The sequence below is a fragment of the Pseudomonas sp. B3(2017) genome (assembly GCF_002113595.1).
Lineage (GTDB): Bacteria > Pseudomonadota > Gammaproteobacteria > Pseudomonadales > Pseudomonadaceae > Aquipseudomonas > Aquipseudomonas ekonensis.
This window is the reverse complement of record NZ_NEIU01000015.1, coordinates 118,143-136,307: the sequence shown is the minus strand read 5'-3', so window position 1 is coordinate 136,307 and position 18,165 is coordinate 118,143. Positions and strand designations below refer to the sequence as shown.

Sequence of the window (18,165 nt, the reverse complement as noted above, 5' to 3'; positions counted from 1 at the left end):
AACTGGCTATCGGCGAACGACCAGATACAAGCCCACTGCCACCATGATCCCGGCGGGCCAGTGCCCCAGTTCGTGCAGCGGACCGCCGGCGGCGAGGATCGTGCCGCCCGCCAGGTGGGCGCTGCCGAGCAGGCGCAGGAACCAGTCGTCCTTGCGCTTTTTCCAGGGCGGCGGCGGGTCGCTGGCGTGGGGCTGGGACAGGCGCTCGAGCAGGTCGCGGGCCATGTTGGCCAGGTGCGGCAGCTGTTCGAACTGGCTCTGCACGTTGCCGATCAAGGCCTTGGGGCTCACGCGCTCGCGCATCCAGCGTTCGAGGAACGGCTGGGCGGTGTTCCACAGATCCAGCTCCGGATACAGCTGACGACCCAGGCCTTCGATGTTCAGCAGGGTCTTCTGCAGCAGCACCAGTTGCGGCTGGACTTCCATGTTGAAGCGCCGCGCCGTCTGGAACAGGCGCATCAGCACCTGGCCAAATGAAATATCTTTTAACGGTTTTTCGAAGATCGGTTCGCACACGGTGCGGATCGCCGCTTCGAATTCGTTGAGCTTGGTTTCCGCCGGCACCCAGCCCGAATCGATGTGCAGCTGCGCCACGCGGCGGTAGTCGCGCTTGAAGAAGGCGAACAGGTTGCGGGCCAGGTAGTCCTGGTCCTGCGGGGTCAGGCTGCCGACGATGCCGCAGTCGATGGCGATGTACTGCGGGCTCCATGGGTTGACCGTGCTGACGAAGATGTTGCCCGGGTGCATGTCGGCGTGGAAGAAGCTGTCGCGGAACACCTGGGTGAAGAAGATCTCAACGCCGCGTTCGGCGAGCATCTTCATGTCGGTGCGCTGGTCGGCCAGGGTCGCCAGGTCCGTCACCTGGATGCCGTAGATGCGCTCCATCACCAGCACCTTCGGCCGGCACCAGTCCCAATAGACCTGCGGCACATAGAGCAGCGGCGAACCGTCGAAGTTGCGCTTGAGCTGGCTGGCGTTGGCCGCCTCGCGCAGCAGGTCGAGTTCGTCGTAGATGGTCTTTTCGTAGTCGCTGACCACGTCCACCGGGTGCAGCAGGCGGGCATCGGCCGAGACCTTCTCGGCGGCGCGGGCGAGGATGAACAGCCACGCCAGATCCTGGGCGATCACCGGCTTGAGGCCCGGACGGATCACCTTGACCACCACCTCTTCGCCGGTCTTGAGCTGGGCGGCATGCACCTGCGCCACCGAGGCGGAGGCCAGCGGCTCGACGTCGAAGCGGCTGAACACCTCGTCGATCCTCTTGCCCAACTGCTCTTCGATCAGCCGCACCGACAGTTGCGAGTCGAACGGCGGCACCCGGTCCTGCAGCAGCATCAGTTCGTCGGCGATGTCTTCCGGCAGCAGGTCGCGGCGGGTCGAGAGGATCTGCCCGAACTTGATGAAGATCGGCCCCAGGTCCTGCAGCGCCAGGCGCAGGCGCGCGCCCCGGCTCAGCGCCAGTGGCTTGCGCGGGAACCAGCGCCACGGCAGCACATAGCGCAGGCCCAGCAGGAACCACGGCAACGGGAGTTCGAACAGCAGGTCATCGAGTCGGTAGCGGATCACGACGCGCTGGATGCGCAACAGACGGCGGACGGCAAGCAGCTTCATGCGTTATCGCTTGGGTCGAGGGATCGGGAAAGGCGCTCGAAACGCGCCTCGAGACGTTCCAGATCAAGCTTGATCCGGTCCAGTTCGCGGAACCGGGCTTCGGCTTCGCGCTGCCCGACGAGGGTGCGCGATTCTTCGGCCAGGTATTCGGCGAGGTTCTGGTTGAGGCTGGCGAAGCCTTGCCGGTACCAGCGGGCGCGGCTGCGCAGGTGGCCGCCGACCAGTTGCGTGGCGACGGGGCCGAGCCAGCGCGAGAGTTCGTACTCCCAGTCCAGCTCCAGGTCCTGCAGGATGCCCGCCAGTTCCAGCAGCACGCCGCTGTCGCCGTCGAGCTCGACCTCCGGCGCGTGCAGCACCGCGGTCTTGTCCTTGCTCAGGGCCAGCTTCACCAGGCTCGACGCCGGCGCACGCAGGGTGCAGTCGACGCCGGTCTCCCAGCGCGAGGCCAGCATCAGGCCTTCGTCGCTGGGCAGGATGAACAGTTGCAGCGCCGGGCTTGCGCAGTCGACGGCGATGACTTTGCCGGTCAGGTGCGCCAGGCGCGGCAGCGCGGTGCTGTCGAGACGCAGCACCCGGTTCAGGCCGGTTTCGACGCTGGCCAGCAGCCCGGTCAGCAGCATCAGGGCTTGATGCCGCGGTGCAGGGCGACGATGCCCGAGGTCATGTTGTGATAGGTCACGCGGTCGAAGCCGGCCTCGACCATCATCGACTTCAGGGTTTCCTGGTCCGGGTGCATGCGGATCGACTCGGCCAGGTAACGGTAGCTTTCCGCGTCGTTGGTGATCAGCTTGCCCATCAGCGGCATGAAGGCGAACGAGTAGGCGTCGTAGGCCTTGGACATCAGCGCGTTGGTCGGCTTGGAGAACTCCAGCACCAGCAGGCGGCCGCCGGGCTTGAGCACGCGCAGCATCGAGCGCAGGGCGTCTTCCTTGTGGGTCACGTTGCGCAGGCCGAAGGCGATGGTCACGCAGTCGAAGTGGTTGTCGGGGAACGGCAGCTTTTCGGCGTCGGCCTGGACGAACTCGACGTTGCCCGACACGCCCACGTCCAGCAGGCGGTCGCGGCCGACCTTGAGCATGGACTCGTTGATGTCGGCGAGCACCACCTGGCCGGTCGGGCCGACGAGGTGCGAGAACTTCTTGGTCAGGTCGCCGGTGCCGCCGGCGATGTCCAGCACGCGGTTGCCGCTGCGCACGCCCGACAGCTCGATCGCGAAGCGCTTCCACAGGCGATGCATGCCGCCCGACAGGAGGTCGTTCATCAGGTCGTACTTGGCGGCCACGGAGTGGAACACCTCAGCGACCTTTTCGGCCTTCTGGCTTTCCGGGACGTTCTTGAAGCCGAAGTGGGTGGTGGGTTCGGCATCGCTGCCTTTGCGCTGATCAGTCATATCGCTGTCACCAAAAGAGAATGCGCGACATTCTAATCCCCAAGCCATGCTTTGTCTTGGAATGGCTCAAGGTAAGATGGGCGACCCTCGGGACGATTTGCCGCAGCCGCGGTCAGGATCTGCCGACAAGCCTTCATCAATCAGGAGTCATCCGATGGCCCGAATCAGTGTTGAACGTGCCCATAGCCTGGGCAAGGACGCCGCCCGCGAGAAAGCCGACAAGCTGGCGCAGAAACTCTCCGACCAATACGGCCTGGAGCCGCAGTGGTCGGGGGACACCCTGAACCTCAAGCGCTCCGGCGTGAAGGGCGAGGTGCATGTGGCGGAGGATTCGATCCGCGTCGACGTGGAGCTGGGCATGGTGATGTCGGCCATGAGCGGCATGATCAAGGCCGAGATCGAGAAGGCGCTGGACAAGGCGCTGGCCTGATCCCGACCTTTGCGGTGAACGGATAATCCTGTGGGAGCGGGCTTGCCCGCGAAGAGACCGGTGCATCCGCAAGATTTCTTGTGGCAGGAACATGGTCTTCGCGGGCAAGCCCGCTCCCACAGGTACCGTGTCACGTTCACCTGCTTTATGTCAGTTGTTAGGGTGCCGTTTCTAATTTTTCTCCCTACTTTGTGCCTGAGCCCGACACTCGTCCGGGCAGTTCCTCAAACCTTCTGCGCGTGAGGTGCACCATGGCCAAAGTCATTTTGAAGAAAAAAATCGACGCTTCGACTTCCGCTCTGAGCGACGTCAAATCCTATGCCCGCAAGATCTGGCTGGCAGGCCTGGGTGCCTACGCCAAGGTCGGCCAAGAGGGCAGCGACTACTTTCAAGAGCTGATCAAGGCCGGTCAAGCGGTTGAAAAGAAAGGCAAAAAAGCCGTCGCCGAAAAACTCGAAGCGGCCAACGCCGAGATCGATGAGGCCAAGGGCGAAGTCAGCACCTTCAAGGGCCGGGTCGAAGTGCAGCTCGACAAGGTCGAGAAGGCGTTCGACACACGCGTCGCCAGTGCCTTGAATCGCATCGGCATTCCGTCTAAACATGACGTTGAGGCACTCTCTGCTAAGCTCGATGAGCTGACGGCATTGCTCGAACGCGTCGCGCGTAAATCTTAAGGAGAACGGGATGGCTGGCAAAAAGAACACCGATAAAGAAGGCAGCTCGTGGATCGGGAAGGTCGAAGACTACTCCCGCAAGATCTGGCTGGCAGGCCTGGGCGTGTACTCGAAGATCGACACTGACGGCAGCAAGCTCTTCGAGTCACTGGTCAAAGACGGCGAAAAGGCCGAGAAGCTCACCAAGTCGGCGGTCGGCAAGAAAGTCGACGCCGCCAAGGATTCCGCTTCCTCGGCAAAATCGCGCATCAGCGGCGTGAAAGACCGCGCGCTGGGCAAGTGGGACGAACTGGAAGAGGCTTTCGACAAGCGCCTGAACAGCGCGATTTCGCGCCTGGGCGTGCCGAGCCGCAATGAGGTCAAGGCCCTGCACAGCAAGGTCGAGACCCTGACCAAGCAGATCGAGAAACTCACCGGTCTGAAAACCCAGCCTGTGGCCAAGACCGCAGCGGCCAAGCCGGCTGCGAAGCCTGCCGCCAAACCACTGGCCAAGGCTGCCGCCAAACCGGCCGCCAAGCCTGCGGCGAAAACCGCAGCGGCCAAACCGGCTGCGAAAGCGGCGGCCAAACCCGCTGCCAAGCCTGCCGCAAAACCTGCGGCGAAAACCGCTGCCGCCAAGCCAGCCGCCAAACCGGCTGCCGCGAAGAAACCGGCAGTGAAAAAACCGGCCGCACCGAAAGCTGCAGCGCCGAAACCGGCCGCCGCCAAGCCTGCGACCCCGGCCGCTCCGGTCAGCGCGTCGAACTCCGCCGCCGCTCCGGCATCCGCCGTGACCCCGACTGCCGCACCGACCCCGTCGGCGCCGTCCAGTCAGTCCTGATCCTCAGGGCCCAAGAAAACGCCCGGCCTGTGAAGGCCGGGCGTTTTTGTTTGTGGTCCTGTCTATCCAGAACGCTGCCTTACCCTTTTGATCCTGCCCGGCAGCGCCCTTGCCGACGCCATCGCCAGCAGGCTGGCTCCCACAGTGTCATGTGGCATCACCGGCCCCAGCAGGCTCGCTCCCACAAGGGAGATGCAATGGTCACTCGTGCTCTTCGAGGTACTGCAGCGCGAAGCGCTCCGTCGCCGCCTTGATCGGCGGCAGCAGGTGCGGCGCCACCAGCATCATGATCTGGTACACCACCAGCCGCACCTCGCCCTCGCGGTCGAGGATCCGCTGGTAGTCCAGGGAAAACAGCAAGGTCAGGGTGATCTGCTCTACCAGTTGCCCCAGGGCCTGGGTGTCGCTGACCAGCAGCCCCTGCGCCTTCAGGCGCGCCAGCAAGGACGCCAGCGTGCGCTTGAGGACATTGAGCAGGTTGCGGATGCCCTTGGCCAGCTTCGGCAGGCGTCCGGACAGGTTCGACAGGTCCTGGAACAGGAACCGGTAGAGCGCCAGGCGCTCGACGATCAGGTGCAGGAACAGCCAGTAGTCCTCCGGTGCCAGCTCGACGTCGGCGGGCGGGTCGAGCAACGGCGCCAGTTCGCCCTGGAAGCGTTCGAACAGCCCGAGGATCAGCGGCTCCTTGCCGTGGAAGTGGTAGTAGAGGTTGCCGGGGCTGATCCCCATCTCGTTGGCAACCTCCATGGTGGAGACGTTCGGCTCGCCCTTTTCGTTGAACAGCTGCAGGGCACATTCGAGAATCCGGTCGCGGGTTTTCATCCAGTCTTCTTAAAAGGTTTCGGGGCGTCAGCGCACGCGCACGTAGGTGCCGGGTGCCGCTTCCATCGTTGGGTAGTCGGGGCTGCCGAGGGTCATCTGGGTCTCGCGCTGGGCGCCGGAGCGCTGCTGGATCCACTCCAGCCACTGCGTCCACCAGCTGCCGTCGACCTTTTTCGCGTCGTAGTACCAGGCGCGGGGGTCGCCGCTCAGCTTGCCGTTCTCGACGTAGTTGGCCTTCGGGTTGCCCGGCGGGTTGAGGATGCTCTGCACGTGACCGCTGTTGGACAGCACGAAGCGCCGCTCGCCGCCCAGCAGCAGGGTCGAGCGGTACACCGCGTCCCACGGCGTGATGTGGTCGTTCATGCCGGCCACGCTGAAGCTGTCGACCGTGACCTTCTGCAGGTCGATCGGCGTGCCGCACACCTCCAGGCCGCCGGGGTGGGTCAGCGGGTTGTGCTTGAAGAAGTCCAGCAGGTCGCCGTGGAACGCCGCCGGCAGGCGAGTGCTGTCGTTGTTCCAGTAGAGGATGTCGAACGGCGGCGGCGCCTTGCCCAACAGGTAGTTGTTGACGAAGTAGTTCCAGATCAGGTCGTTGGGGCGCATCCAGGCGAACACCTTGGCCATGTCGCGGCCGTCGAGCACGCCCCGCTGGTAGGAACGGCGCTTGGCCGCCTCGAGGGTCTGCTCGTCGGCGAACAGCGTCGCCGGCGTGTCGAACTGGCTGTCGAGCAGGCTCACCAGGTAAGTGGCGCTGGAAACCCGGCGCAGTTGCCGCTTGGCCTGCAGGTGGCCCTGCAGGGCGGCGATGGTGAGGCCGCCGGCGCAGGCGCCCATCAGGTTGACGTCGCGGGCGCCGGTGATCGAGCGGCAGACGTTCATCGCTTCCTCCACCGCCTCGACGTAGGTCGACAGGCCCCACTCGCGGTGGCGCACGTCCGGGTTGCGCCAGCTGATCATGAAGGTCTGCAGGCCGTTCTTGAGGGCGAACTGGACGAAGCTGTTGTGCGGGCTCAGGTCGAAGATGTAGTACTTGTTGATCTGCGGCGGCACCACCAGCAGCGGCTTGGCGTACTGTTTCTCGCTCATCGGCCGGTACTGGATGAGCTCCAGCATTTCGTTGCGAAACACCACGGAGCCGGTGGTGGTGGCGACAGTCTTGCCGATCTCGAACGCCTGCTTCGACACTTGGCGCGGAAGGCCGTCGTTGTGCAGCAGGTCGTCGATCAGGTGGCCCAGGCCCCGTACCAGGCTCTGCCCGCCGGAGTTGAACAGCTCCTTGACCGCCAGCGGATTGAGCAGGGTGTTGGAGGGCGCCACGGCGTCGTTGAGCAGGCTGAAGGCGAACTGCGCGCGGGCGCGGTCGTCTTCGCTCATGCTGCTCTCGTCGATCCAGCTCTTGACCTGTTTCTGCCAGCTCAGATAGGCCTGAAGACTGCGCCGGTAGAACGGATTGAGGCTCCAGGCCGGATCGCTGAAGCGGGTGTCCTGCGCGTTGATCGGGTGCAGGGTCTCACCGAGCAGGACGCGGCCCAGCTGGCTTCCTAGCCTCAAGGCATGGCGTGCGCTGTGGATCGGGTTGCGCAGGCCATGGGCCGCGACGCTGCGCAGGGTCGAGATCAGATCCCGGCCGCGCAGCCCGGTCATCGCGCTTTGTGCATTGATGAACACGGCGGGGCTGGGCACCACGCCGGTCGCTGGTTTGTCGCGCATGAGTCAACACTCCTTCGTCTTCAGGCCAAACACAAACACACCGAACCAGAGAACCATAGACGCTGTTGCGGATTGTTGCCTGCGCGGCGTCCTGCCACACACCTTCCATAAAACGTGCCGGATCGGTCATGCCCCCGGCGATGCCGGATGCGGATGCATCACCGCACGCTGACGTTCCTCCTCCAGGAATTTCATGATGATCGGCGCCACCGCTTCGGCCCGGGTGATCAGGAACAGGTGGCCGTCGTCGATGATGTGCAGCTGGGCGTTGGGGATCCGCCAGGCGAGCATGCGCATGTTGATCAGCGGGATCAGCGGGTCGTCGTCGCCGGCCAGCACCAGGGTCGGCTGATGGATCTTGTGCAGCCAGTGGATGCTGGTCCAGCCCAGGCCCGCGAACAGTTGCCAGTAGTAGCCCAGCTTGCCCGCCGAGCGCACCTTGGCCGCGTGGCTGGCGGCGAGGGTCGGGTCGCGGCGGAACGAGCCGCCGTAGATCAGCGGCGCGATGCGGATCACGTGGGACGGCTGGATGTAGCGGCGCGGGCTGGCCATCATCCACAGCACCTTCGGCTTGCCCGGCACCATGAAGGCACCGGCGGCGGTGGCCGCCAGCACCAGTTTCTTGCAGCGCTCGGGGTAGTCGTGGGCGAACTGCTGCGCCAGGGCGCCGCCCCACGACACGCCGATCGCGTTGACCTGGCCGTAGTCGAGGTAGTCGAGCATCCGTGCGGTGAGTTTCGCCAGCCCGGCGAACCGGTACGGCCGGCTCGGCGTCGAGGAACCGCCGACGCCGGGCACGTCGAAGGCGATGACCTCAAGATCCGGATCCAGCGCCGCGACAAAGGGAAACACCAGCTCCAGGTTGGCGCCGATGCCGTTGAAGATCAGCAAGGGCGTCAAGTGAGGCTTGCCGGGGCGCACCGCGGTGCGGATGGTCTGGCCATCCAGGTCGACGGTGCGGAAGATGAACGGGTGCGGCATGCTCAGGCCCTGTGGCTATTGGGTTCACCCCCGCCCCGCAGGGTGGGGCGGGGGGTGTCGGTTACCGCTCGTGCACGTAAGTGCCCGGCGACGCTTCGCCCGCCGGGTACGCCTTGTTGCCCAGCTTCGCCGGGGCCTTCTTCAGTTCGCCCGAACGCTGGGCCTGCCACGCCTGCCAATGCAGCCACCAGGAGTCGGTGTGCTTGGTCGAGTTCTCCTGCCAGTCATCGGCGTCGTCGGCCATTTCGCTGTTGGTCATGTAGCGCGCCTTCGGGTTGCCCGGCGGGTTCAGGATGCTCTGGATGTGGCCGCTGCTCGACAGCACGAACTCGACCTTGCCGCCGAACAGCTGCGCCGACTTGTAGCAGGACTTCCACGGGGTGATATGGTCGTTGGTGCCGGCCAGGGAGAAGATGTCGGCGGTGACCTGCTTGAGGTCGATCGGCGTGCCGCACACTTCCAGTGCGTCGGGGCGGGTCAGCGGGTTGTTTTTGAACATTTCGATCAGGTCGCCGTGGAACGCGGCCGGCAACCGTGTGGTGTCGTTGTTCCAGAACAGGATGTCGAACACCGGCGGCTCGTTGCCGAGCAGGTAGTTGTTCACCCAGTAATTCCAGATCAGGTCGTTGGGGCGCATCCAGGCGAAGACCTTGGCCATGTCCTTGCCTTCCAGCACGCCGGCCTGGTACGAGTGGCGCTTGGCGGTCTCCAGCGTCTGTTCGTCGACGAACAGGGCGACGTCGGTGTCCAGGGTGGTGTCGAGCACGCTGACCAGCAGAGTCAGGGCATTGACCTTGTTCTCGCCGATGGCCGCGTAGTGGCCCAGCAGGGCGGTGCAGGTGATGCCGCCGGAGCAGGCGCCGAGCATGTTCACGTCTTTGCTGCCGGTGATCGCGGTGACCACGTCCACCGCTTCCTTGAGGGCTTCGATGTAGGTCGACAGGCCCCACTCGCGCTGTTCCTTGGTCGGGTTGCGCCAGCTGACGATGAAGGTCTGCACGTTGCTGCGCAGGCAGAATTTGGCCAGGCTCTTGTCCGGGCTCAGGTCGAACACGTAGAACTTGTTGATCTGCGGCGGCACCACCAGCAGCGGTCGCTCGAACACCTGCTCGGTGATCGGCTTGTACTGGATCAGTTCCAGCACGTCGTTGCGAAACACCACCGCGCCTTCGGACACGCCCAACGTCTTGCCGACCTCGAACGCGCCCATGTTGACCTGGCTCGGCATGCCGCCGTTGTGCACCAGGTCCTTGGCCAGGTGCGAGAGGCCGTCGAGCAGGCTCTTGCCGCCGGTCTCGAAGAAGCGCTTGACCGCCGCCGGGTTCGCCGCGCTGTTGGTCGGGGCCATGGCTTCGGTCATCAGGTTGATCACGAAGTGCCCGCGCGCGATGTCCTTGGGCGAGAGGCTGCTGTCGTCGATCCAGTCGTGGAGTTCCTTGCGCCACGCCAGGTAGGTTTGCAGATAACGGCGGTAGAGCGGGTTCTGGCTCCAGGCCGGATCGACGAAGCGACGGTCGTCGCCGGCAGGCTGCAGTTCGGATTTGCCGAACAGCACGTTCTTGAGTTCAAGGCCGAAATGGGCGACATGCTTGACGCTGTGTATCGGTTGCCGGATGGCCTGGGTCAGCACCATGCGGGCGGAGGCCAGCAGATCCTTTCCGCGCAGCCCGACGACGGGATTGAGCCCCAAGGTGTTTTCCGAGGCTTGGTACTTCAGGTCATCGTTGTTCTTGTTACTCATCTACGACGCTCCATTGTCCTGAGACGAGTACCCGGTCCTCACTGTGCAGTCTTACAGCCGGTGCCAGGTACTGCCGCTCGGGTGACCGTTGATTCTGCAGGGCAGATCTGCAGTGCACGGAACACTGCAGGGAACTTGCCAGTTCCATTGGTTACCCGAGATTGGTTTTTTTCGCAAGCGGGCCAGTCCTCGGCCGCACAAGCGGAGCATTCAAACAGATGAATTTAGAAAATGCCCTCTAAACCGCCCGAGGCACGGGCTAGAGCATCAGCTTGACGACGGACTCGTCCGGGTCGCGGGATTTGCCGGCGGCTTTGAGTTCGTCCAGGTAATCGGCCCAGAGTGCGTCATAACGTCGCCCCAGTTCGTACAGGTATTCCCAGGTGAACAGTCCGCTGTCGTGGCCGTCGTCGAAGGTCAGTTTCAGTGCGTACTGACCGGCCGGTTCCACCTTGGTCAGGCCGACGTGGAGCTTGCCGTACTGCAGGATCGGTTTGCCGTGGCCCTGGACCTCGGCGGAGGGGGAGTGCACGCGCAGGAACTCTGCGGGCAGGGTGAACGATTCGCCGGACGCGTAGGCGAGCGTCAGGGTCTTGGAGGCTTTGTGCAGTTTGATGTCGGTGGGCAGCATGACCGGGTATCCGTCTGGTGCGGAACCTTGTGGGAGCGAGCCTGCTCGCGGTGGGGCGGCACATTCAACCCAGAGGTTGTCTGAACCGCCGCCATCGCGGGCAGGCTCGCTTCCACCGTTCCGCTACATCTGTAAGGGTGGCTTACAGGATATAACGGGACAGGTCTTCGTTCTGCGCCAATTCGCCCAGGTGGCTGTTGACGTAGTCGGCGTCGATCAGGATCGGCTTCTCGTCGTGGGCGCTGGCCAGGTCGCCGGCGCTGAACGACACCTCTTCGAGCAGGCGCTCGAGCAGCGTGTGCAGGCGACGGGCACCGATGTTCTCGGTCTTCTCGTTGACCTGCCAGGCGATCTCCGCCAGGCGCTTGATGCCTTCGGGCTGGAACTGGATGTTCAGGCCTTCGGTCTTGAGCAGCGCGCAGTACTGCTCGGTGAGCGAGGCGTGCGGTTCGCTGAGGATGCGCTCGAAGTCTTCCGGGCTCAGGGCCTTGAGCTCGACGCGGATCGGCAGGCGGCCTTGCAGCTCCGGCACCAGGTCGCTCGGCTTGCTCAGGTGGAACGCGCCGGAGGCGATGAACAGGATGTGGTCGGTCTTGACCATGCCCAGCTTGGTGTTGACGGTGCAGCCTTCGATCAGCGGCAGCAGGTCGCGCTGCACGCCTTCGCGGGACACGTCGGCGCCGCCGACGTTGCCGCGCTTGGCCACCTTGTCGATCTCGTCGATGAACACGATGCCGTGCTGCTCGACCGCCTCCAGGGCCTTGGCCTTGAGTTCCTCTTCGTTGACCAGGCGCCCGGCCTCTTCGTCGCGCACCAGCTTCAGCGCTTCCTTGACCTTGAGCTTGCGGGCCTTCTTCTTGCCCTTGCCCATGTTGGCGAACAGGTTCTGCAGCTGGTTGGTCATCTCTTCCATGCCCGGCGGCGCGGAAATGTCGACGCCCATGGCTTCGGCCACTTCGATCTCGATTTCCTTGTCGTCCAGCTGGCCTTCGCGCAGGCGCTTGCGGAACAGCTGGCGGGTGTTGGAGTCCGGGGTCGGCGCGTCGTCGCTGTTGAAGCCCATGCGCGCCGGCGGCAGCAGGGCGTCGAGGATGCGCTCTTCGGCGGCGTCTTCGGCGCGGTGGCGCACGCGGGTCATCTCCTGCTCGCGCAGCAGCTTGATCGCGGCGTCGGCCAGGTCACGGATGATCGATTCGACGTCGCGGCCGACATAGCCGACCTCGGTGAACTTGGTCGCTTCGACCTTGATGAACGGCGCGTTGGCCAGCTTGGCCAGGCGACGGGCGATCTCGGTCTTGCCGACGCCGGTCGGGCCGATCATCAGGATGTTCTTGGGGGTCACTTCAACGCGCAGCTCTTCAGGCAGCTGCATGCGGCGCCAGCGGTTGCGCAGGGCAATCGCGACGGCGCGCTTGGCATCGTCCTGGCCGATGATGTGGCGGTTGAGTTCGTGGACGATTTCGCGGGGAGTCATGGACATGGTGATTGACGGTCCTCAAGCAGAAACGAGCTGTGGCGCAGGGCGCGGCAGGCTCATTCAGCGAGATCCTGCTCCTCAATGGTCTGGGTGTGGTTGGTGAAGACGCAGATGTCGCCGGCGATGCCGAGGGCGGTCTCGACGATTTCGCGGGCCGACAGGTCGGTTTTCTTCAGCAGGGCGCTGGCGGCGGCCTGGGCGTAGGCGCCGCCGGAACCCATGGCGATCAGGCCGTCTTCGGGTTCGACCACGTCGCCGTTGCCGGTGATGATCAGCGAGGCGTCCTTGTTGGCGACCGCGAGCATCGCTTCGAGGCGGCTCAGGGAACGGTCGGTGCGCCATTCCTTGGCGAGTTCGACGGCGGCGCGGATCAGGTGGCCCTGATGTTTTTCGAGCTGGCCTTCGAAGCGTTCGAACAGGGTGAAGGCGTCGGCGGTGGCGCCGGCGAAACCGGCGATGACCTGGCCGTGGTACAGGCGGCGAACCTTCTTCGCGTTGCCTTTCATCACGGTGTTGCCGAGGGAAACCTGGCCGTCGCCGCCCATGACGACTTTGCCGTGGCGGCGGACTGAAACGATGGTGGTCAAGGGAAGAGTCTCCACGCAGCGGGGCGAAAATGCCTTATGCACACCCATATGGGGGTGGAGGACGGTATTTCAACTGCGGGGGTGGCGAGGGGACGAGCGGTGGGCGCGGCTGTGGCGAGGGTGTTCGCTCCCTCCCGCCGCAAGTCCTGGGATCCTGGCCTGTCTGAAGCGCAGGATCCGCAGGGTTCGGGGGCGCTTGGCGCCCCGTCGGGAGCCAGCGCCCTCGCCGCAACGTGCCGGGTCAGCGGCTCTGGCGTTGTTGTAACAGCAAGTTGCTGAAGCCGCTGCCCGCCAACTGCTTCTGTGCGGTGGTCAGTTGCTCACGGTTGCTGAACGGGCCGACCAGCACGCGGTACCAGGTCTCGTCCTTCACCGTGCCGGACTCCACCGACACCGCCTGGCCCAGCAGGATGATCTGCGCCCGCACCTTGTCGGCGTCGGCTTCCTTGCGGAACGAACCGGCCTGGAGGAAGAACTTGGTCACCGGCGCCGCCTTCGCCACCGGCGGGGCCGGCGGCGGCGTGATGCCGGCCAGCGCCGCCTGGGCCCGCGCGGTGTCGATCTTCGCCGCTTCCGCCGGGGTCACCGGGGTGGTCGGGATCGCCGGCACCTGCGGCGTCGGCAAGGTTTTCTCCGGTACGGCGTCCGGCGGCACGATCACTTCCGATTCCGGCAGCAGGGTGTAGAAGTCGTACTTCGGCTTCACCGGTTGCGTCGGGCTCGGAGGCGTCTTGTTGGCCTCGGCGATCTTGGTGGCCTTCTGCTGTTGCTGCTGCTCGACCTTCTCGCGCTTGACCGTGTCGCTGCCCTTGCCCGGCTCCAGTTTCATCAGGAACACGATGAACGCACCGACCGTCAGGCCGATGGCCATCCACAGCCAGCCCGGAATCGGTTGCTTGGCCGGGGCCTGGTAGCGGCTGGCGCCGCGCTTGGGGGCGGGTTTTTTCTTGGCAGCCAACTTACATGCGCTCCAGGGTTTCCAGGCCCAGCAGTTCCAGGCCTTGCTTGAGGGTACGGCCGGTCAGCGCGGCCAGGCGCAGGCGGCTTTGCATCTGCGCCGGGGTGTCGGCGGCGAGGATCGGGCAGTTCTCGTAGAAGCTGGAGAACAGGCCGGCGACGTCGTACAGGTAGGTGCACAGCACGTGCGGCGTGCCTTTCTCGGCCACGTTGTTCAGCACTTCGCCGAACTGCGCCAGCTTGGCCGCCAGTTCCTGCTCGTGCGCCGCTTCGAGGACGATCTGGCCGTCGACTTCGCTGAAGTCCTTGCCCAGCTTGCGGAACACGCCGGCCACGCGGGTGTAGGCGTACAGCAGGTACGGCGCGGTGTTGCCTTCGAAGTTGAGCATCAGGTCGAAGTTGAAGCTGTAGTCGCTGGTGCGGTGCTTGGACAGGTCGGCGTATTTCACGGCGCCGATGCCCACCACCCGGGCGATGTTGCGCAGTTCGTCCTCGGCCAGCGTCGGGTTCTTTTCCTTGACCAGGCTATAGGCGCGCTCGCGGGCCTCGGTCAGCAGGTCGATCAGCTTCACGGTGCCGCCGTCGCGGGTCTTGAACGGACGGCCGTCGGCGCCGTTCATGGTGCCGAAGCCCATGTGCTCCATCTCCATCGGATGGGTCACGAAACCGGCCTTGCGCGCCACGGCGAACACTTGCTGGAAGTGCAGGGCCTGACGCTGGTCGACGAAGTACAGCGCGCGGTCGGCGTTGAGCTTGCCGCTGCGGTAGCGCACGGCCGCAAGGTCCGTGGTGGCGTACAGGTAGCCGCCGTCGGCCTTGACGATGATCACCGGCAGCGGGTCGCCGTCGGCGTTCTTGAATTCGTCGAGGAACACGCACTGGGCGCCGTTGCTCTCCACCAGCATGCCGGCGGCCTTGAGGTCGTTGACCACGTTGATCAGGTCGTCGTTGTAGGCGCTCTCGCCCATCACGTCGGCCATGGTCAGCTTGACGTTGAGCAGCTCGTAGATTTTCTGGCAGTGCGACAGCGAGATGTCCTTGAACCGGGTCCACAGCGCCAGGCACTCGGCGTCGCCGGCCTGCAGCTTGACCACCAGGCCGCGGGCGCGGTCGGCGAACTCGGCGGACTCGTCGAAGCGCTGCTTGGCGGCGCGGTAGAAGTTCTCCAGGTCCGACAGCTCGTCGCTGGTGATCGGGTTTTCCTGCAGGTAGGCCATCAGCATGCCGAACTGGGTGCCCCAGTCGCCGACGTGGTTCTGGCGGATCACGTCGTCGCCGAGGAACTCGAGGACGCGGGCCACGCCGTCGCCGATGATGGTCGAGCGCAGGTGGCCGACGTGCATTTCCTTGGCCAGGTTCGGCGCCGACAGGTCGACCACGGTGCGCTGCGCAGGACCGGCCTTGCGCACGCCCACACGGGCGTCGGCCAGGGCGGCGTCAAGGCGGTTGGCCAGGGCCTGGGTGTTCTGGAAGAAGTTGATGAAGCCGGGGCCCGCGATCTCGGCCTTGGTGACGTTCTCGTCGGCCGGCAGGGCGGCGATGAGCTTTTCCGCCAGGTCGCGCGGCTTCATGCCCGCAGGCTTGGCCAGCATCATCGCGATGTTGCTGGCGAAGTCGCCGTGGGTCTTGTCACGGGCGTTTTCCACCTGGATCGCCGGCGACAGGCCTTCAGGCAACACACCTTCGTTGACGAGTTGGGTGAGGGCTTGCTGGATCAGCTGGCGAATGGTGTCTTTCATGGTCGTCTCTTTCGACCGCTGGCGCGGCGGCGCATCGGTGCGCGGGTGGAAAAACTGGGCATTATCCGTTGCGAAGACGGGCTTGCCAACCTTAGCAGGCAGGATGTGGATGTGCGGCGACAATTGCGCCGCGATTCCTTGTGGCAGAGGGCCGGCCGGCGATGGCGATCCGTCCGTCAGTACAGGTCCACCGGATCGACATCCAGCGACCAGCGCACCGCCCGCCCGCTCGGCATCTGCTCAAGGGCCAGCAGCCAACCGGCCAGCAGCCGGTGCAACGGAGCCCGCGCCGTCGCCTGCAGCAGCAATTGAGCCCGATAGCGCCCGGCCCGGCGCTCCATCGGTGCCGGCACCGGGCCCAGCAGTTCGATGCCGCCGAGGTTCTGCTCGGCCAGCATGCGTTCGGCTGCGCTGCACGCTTCGTCGAGAAAAGCTTCGGCCTGGCCCGGCTTGTGCGCCTCGGCGCGCAGCAGCGCCAGGTGGGCGAACGGCGGCAGGCCGGCGGCGCGGCGCTCGCTCAAGGCCTGCTCGGCGAAGGCGAAGTAGCCCTGTTCGGTCAGTTGCACCAATAAAGGATGGTCGGCGAGGTGGGTCTGGATGATCACCTTGCCCGGCTCCTCCGCCCGTCCGGCGCGGCCGGCCACCTGCACGATGAGCTGCGCCATCCTTTCGCTTGCGCGAAAGTCGCCGGAGAACAGGCCGCCGTCGGCGTCGAGGATCGACACCAGCGTGACCCGGGGAAAGTGGTGCCCCTTGGCCAGCATCTGGGTGCCGACCAGAATGCACGGCTGGCCTTTCTGGATGGTGGCGAACAGCTGGTTCATCGCGTCCTTGCGCGAGGTGCTGTCGCGGTCGACCCGCAGCACCGGGTAGTCCGGGAACAGGATCGCCAGCCGCTCCTCGGCCCGTTCGGTGCCGGCGCCCACCGGCCGCAGGTCGACCCGCTCGCACTTGGGGCACTGGCGCGGCACGCGCTCGACATGGCCGCAATGGTGGCAGCGCAGTTCGCCGTAGCGCTGGTGCACGGTCATCCGCGCATCGCAGCGCTGGCATTCGGACATCCAGCCGCAGTCGTGGCACAGCAGGGTCGGCGCGAAGCCCCGGCGGTTGAGGAACACCAGCACTTGCTGGCCGGCGGCGAGGGTCTGGCCGATGGCTTGCTGCATCGGGCCGCTGATGCCGCTGTCCAGCGGCCGGCTCTTCACGTCCAGGCGCAGGAAACGCGGTTGCTTGGCGCCGCCGGCGCGCTCGTTCAGGCGCAGCAGGCCGTAGCGGCCGGTGTAGGCGTTGTGCAGGCTTTCCAGCGAAGGCGTCGCGGAGCCGAGGACGATCGGGATGTTCTCCTGCCGTGCGCGCACCAGCGCCAGGTCCCGGGCGTGGTAGCGCAGGCCTTCCTGCTGTTTATAGGAGCCGTCGTGCTCTTCGTCGATGATGATCAGCCCCGGGTTCTTCATTGGGGTGAACAGCGCCGAACGGGTGCCGATGATGATGTCGGCCTCGCCGTCCCGGGCGGCGAGCCAGGCGTCGAGGCGGTCACGGTCGTTGACCGCCGAATGGAGCAGGGCGATGCGCGCGTTGAAGCGCTGCTCGAAGCGCGTCAGGGTCTGCGGACCGAGGTTGATCTCGGGGATCAGCACCAGGGCCTGCTTGCCGGCTTCGAGGGTTTCGCGGATCAGTTGCAGGTAGACTTCGGTCTTGCCGCTGCCGGTGACGCCGGCCAGCAGGAACGCGTGATAACTGTCGAAGCCGGCGCGGATCGCCTCATAGGCTGCGCGCTGTTCGGCGTTGAGCGGCAGCTCCGGCTGCGCCAGCCAATGCTCGTGGCGCACGCCCGGCGCATGGCGGCGCACCTCCACCTGCACCAGGTCCTTGGCCAGCAACAGGTCGAGGCTGTCCTTGTTCAGCATCAGTTTGCCCAGCAGCCCGTGGGCGACGCCGTGCGGATGCTGGGCCAGTGTGGCCAGGGCCTCCCGCTGGCGCGGGGCGCGGGCGATGCGCGGGTCGTCGAGGCTGGCGCCTGGGGCCGCCGACCAGAAGCGTTCCTGGCGGGCCTCGGCGGGCTCACCCTGGCGCAGCAGCACCGGCAGCGCCCAGTTCAGGGTGTCGCCGAGGCTGTGCTGATAGTACTGGGCCGTCCACAGGCACAGCTTGAACAGGGCCGGCGGCAGCGGTGCGCTGGCGTCGAGCAGGGCCAGCGCGGGCTTGAGCTTGTCCGCCGGCACGTCGCTGGTGTCGCAGACCTCCACCAGGATCCCGATCATTTCCCGCCGGCCGAACGGCACCCGCAGGCGCATGCCCGGCTGCAGACGGTCGCGCGGCACGCCGGCCGGAGCGCGGTAGTCGAACAGGCGGCGCAGGGGGGAGGGCAAGGCGAGGCGCAAGATGGCGTCGGGCACGCGGGGTCTCGATCGGCAGACTGATGAAAGGAGCGGTCGCGCACATGACCTGTGGGGCGTCGCCTATGGGGCGGGAGCCTAGCAGACGGTCGGTTCAAGGGACAGCTTGCGTGATCGGCAAGGTCTGGTAGAATCCGCGCCCTAATTCCGTGCGGTATTCAACAATCGTGTTGGGTGGCGGCACGCTAGCTGAGGAAAG

The 18,165-nt window shown here is 65.4% G+C and carries 16 protein-coding genes; 3 read left to right on the top strand and 13 right to left on the bottom strand.

The window, feature by feature from the left end:
• Window positions 1–6 precede the first annotated feature (6 nt).
• From ubiB to ubiE, 3 genes are read right to left on the bottom strand one after another with little or no spacing between them, the layout of a single operon-like run.
• Window positions 7–1,611, bottom strand: a complete 1,605-nt coding sequence (gene ubiB, locus CAG33_RS21065; protein WP_085631068.1) for a ubiquinone biosynthesis regulatory protein kinase UbiB — start codon at window positions 1,609–1,611, stop codon at window positions 7–9.
• Window positions 1,608–2,231, bottom strand: a complete 624-nt coding sequence (locus CAG33_RS21060; protein WP_085585463.1) for an SCP2 domain-containing protein — start codon at window positions 2,229–2,231, stop codon at window positions 1,608–1,610. Before CAG33_RS21060 ends, ubiB begins: the two co-directional genes overlap by 4 nt.
• On the bottom strand, window positions 2,231–3,001 hold the full coding sequence (ubiE, locus tag CAG33_RS21055; protein ID WP_085585461.1) for a bifunctional demethylmenaquinone methyltransferase/2-methoxy-6-polyprenyl-1,4-benzoquinol methylase UbiE: 771 nt from the start codon (window positions 2,999–3,001) through the stop codon (window positions 2,231–2,233). The genes CAG33_RS21060 and ubiE overlap by 1 nt, the downstream gene beginning before the upstream one ends.
• 154 nt (window positions 3,002–3,155) lie before the next feature.
• Between ubiE and CAG33_RS21050 the strand changes: the two genes are divergently transcribed.
• From CAG33_RS21050 to CAG33_RS21040, 3 genes are all read left to right on the top strand, one after another.
• Window positions 3,156–3,431 (top strand): polyhydroxyalkanoic acid system family protein, encoded by a 276-nt coding sequence (locus tag CAG33_RS21050; protein ID WP_085585459.1) that lies wholly within the window; start codon window positions 3,156–3,158, stop codon window positions 3,429–3,431.
• A 251-nt stretch (window positions 3,432–3,682) separates the two neighbouring features.
• Window positions 3,683–4,105 (top strand): phasin family protein, encoded by a 423-nt coding sequence (locus tag CAG33_RS21045; protein WP_085585457.1) that lies wholly within the window; start codon window positions 3,683–3,685, stop codon window positions 4,103–4,105.
• 10 nt (window positions 4,106–4,115) lie between these two features.
• Complete coding sequence (locus CAG33_RS21040) at window positions 4,116–4,925, top strand: phasin family protein (RefSeq protein ID WP_085585455.1); 810 nt, start codon at window positions 4,116–4,118, stop codon at window positions 4,923–4,925.
• Window positions 4,926–5,126: 201 nt separating this feature from the next.
• Here the strand turns inward: CAG33_RS21040 and CAG33_RS21035 are convergent, their stop codons facing one another.
• The 10 genes from CAG33_RS21035 to CAG33_RS20990 all read right to left on the bottom strand — a co-directional run bounded on the left by CAG33_RS21035 (window position 5,127) and on the right by CAG33_RS20990 (window position 17,966).
• Complete coding sequence (locus CAG33_RS21035) at window positions 5,127–5,747, bottom strand: TetR/AcrR family transcriptional regulator (protein ID WP_085585453.1); 621 nt, start codon at window positions 5,745–5,747, stop codon at window positions 5,127–5,129.
• A gap of 27 nt (window positions 5,748–5,774) precedes the next feature.
• The gene (gene phaC, locus CAG33_RS21030; protein ID WP_085631067.1) at window positions 5,775–7,457 is read right to left on the bottom strand and encodes a class II poly(R)-hydroxyalkanoic acid synthase; all 1,683 of its coding nucleotides are present in this window, start codon (window positions 7,455–7,457) and stop codon (window positions 5,775–5,777) included.
• 126 nt (window positions 7,458–7,583) lie between these two features.
• Window positions 7,584–8,438, bottom strand: coding sequence for a poly(3-hydroxyalkanoate) depolymerase (gene phaZ, locus CAG33_RS21025; protein WP_085585449.1), 855 nt, complete (start codon window positions 8,436–8,438; stop codon window positions 7,584–7,586).
• 61 nt (window positions 8,439–8,499) lie between these two features.
• Window positions 8,500–10,179 carry a class II poly(R)-hydroxyalkanoic acid synthase gene (gene phaC, locus CAG33_RS21020; RefSeq protein ID WP_085585447.1) on the bottom strand — a complete coding sequence of 560 codons (1,680 nt, stop codon included), beginning with the start codon at window positions 10,177–10,179 and terminating at the stop codon, window positions 8,500–8,502.
• A gap of 259 nt (window positions 10,180–10,438) precedes the next feature.
• Window positions 10,439–10,810 carry a gamma-butyrobetaine hydroxylase-like domain-containing protein gene (locus CAG33_RS21015; protein WP_085585445.1) on the bottom strand — a complete coding sequence of 124 codons (372 nt, stop codon included), beginning with the start codon at window positions 10,808–10,810 and terminating at the stop codon, window positions 10,439–10,441.
• Window positions 10,811–10,952: 142 nt separating this feature from the next.
• A complete protein-coding gene (gene hslU / locus CAG33_RS21010) occupies window positions 10,953–12,290 on the bottom strand; it encodes an HslU--HslV peptidase ATPase subunit (protein ID WP_085585443.1) in 1,338 nt (445 codons plus the stop codon).
• Between the two features lie 53 nt (window positions 12,291–12,343).
• Window positions 12,344–12,874, bottom strand: coding sequence for an ATP-dependent protease subunit HslV (gene hslV / locus CAG33_RS21005; protein WP_007968352.1), 531 nt, complete (start codon window positions 12,872–12,874; stop codon window positions 12,344–12,346).
• A 241-nt stretch (window positions 12,875–13,115) separates the two neighbouring features.
• Window positions 13,116–13,832, bottom strand: a complete 717-nt coding sequence (locus CAG33_RS21000; RefSeq protein WP_085585441.1) for an SPOR domain-containing protein — start codon at window positions 13,830–13,832, stop codon at window positions 13,116–13,118.
• Window position 13,833: 1 nt separating this feature from the next.
• A complete protein-coding gene (gene argS / locus CAG33_RS20995) occupies window positions 13,834–15,570 on the bottom strand; it encodes an arginine--tRNA ligase (RefSeq protein ID WP_085631065.1) in 1,737 nt (578 codons plus the stop codon).
• A gap of 176 nt (window positions 15,571–15,746) precedes the next feature.
• Window positions 15,747–17,966: a primosomal protein N' gene (locus CAG33_RS20990; protein ID WP_085585437.1), complete on the bottom strand. Its 2,220-nt coding sequence runs from the start codon at window positions 17,964–17,966 to the stop codon at window positions 15,747–15,749.
• Window positions 17,967–18,165 lie beyond the last annotated feature (199 nt).

Excerpts from the sequence above, each read along its gene's own strand:
- ubiB (WP_085631068.1), bottom strand. The coding sequence starts at position 1,611 with ATGAAGCTGCTTGCCGTCCGCCGTCTGTTGCGCATCCAGCGCGTCGTG.
- CAG33_RS21060 (WP_085585463.1), bottom strand. The coding sequence starts at position 2,231 with ATGCTGCTGACCGGGCTGCTGGCCAGCGTCGAAACCGGCCTGAACCGG.
- ubiE (WP_085585461.1), bottom strand. The coding sequence starts at position 3,001 with ATGACTGATCAGCGCAAAGGCAGCGATGCCGAACCCACCACCCACTTC.
- CAG33_RS21050 (WP_085585459.1), top strand. The coding sequence starts at position 3,156 with ATGGCCCGAATCAGTGTTGAACGTGCCCATAGCCTGGGCAAGGACGCC.
- CAG33_RS21045 (WP_085585457.1), top strand. The coding sequence starts at position 3,683 with ATGGCCAAAGTCATTTTGAAGAAAAAAATCGACGCTTCGACTTCCGCT.
- CAG33_RS21040 (WP_085585455.1), top strand. The coding sequence starts at position 4,116 with ATGGCTGGCAAAAAGAACACCGATAAAGAAGGCAGCTCGTGGATCGGG.
- CAG33_RS21035 (WP_085585453.1), bottom strand. The coding sequence starts at position 5,747 with ATGAAAACCCGCGACCGGATTCTCGAATGTGCCCTGCAGCTGTTCAAC.
- phaC (WP_085631067.1), bottom strand. The coding sequence starts at position 7,457 with ATGCGCGACAAACCAGCGACCGGCGTGGTGCCCAGCCCCGCCGTGTTC.
- phaZ (WP_085585449.1), bottom strand. The coding sequence starts at position 8,438 with ATGCCGCACCCGTTCATCTTCCGCACCGTCGACCTGGATGGCCAGACC.
- phaC (WP_085585447.1), bottom strand. The coding sequence starts at position 10,179 with ATGAGTAACAAGAACAACGATGACCTGAAGTACCAAGCCTCGGAAAAC.
- CAG33_RS21015 (WP_085585445.1), bottom strand. The coding sequence starts at position 10,810 with ATGCTGCCCACCGACATCAAACTGCACAAAGCCTCCAAGACCCTGACG.
- hslU (WP_085585443.1), bottom strand. The coding sequence starts at position 12,290 with ATGTCCATGACTCCCCGCGAAATCGTCCACGAACTCAACCGCCACATC.
- argS (WP_085631065.1), bottom strand. The coding sequence starts at position 15,570 with ATGAAAGACACCATTCGCCAGCTGATCCAGCAAGCCCTCACCCAACTC.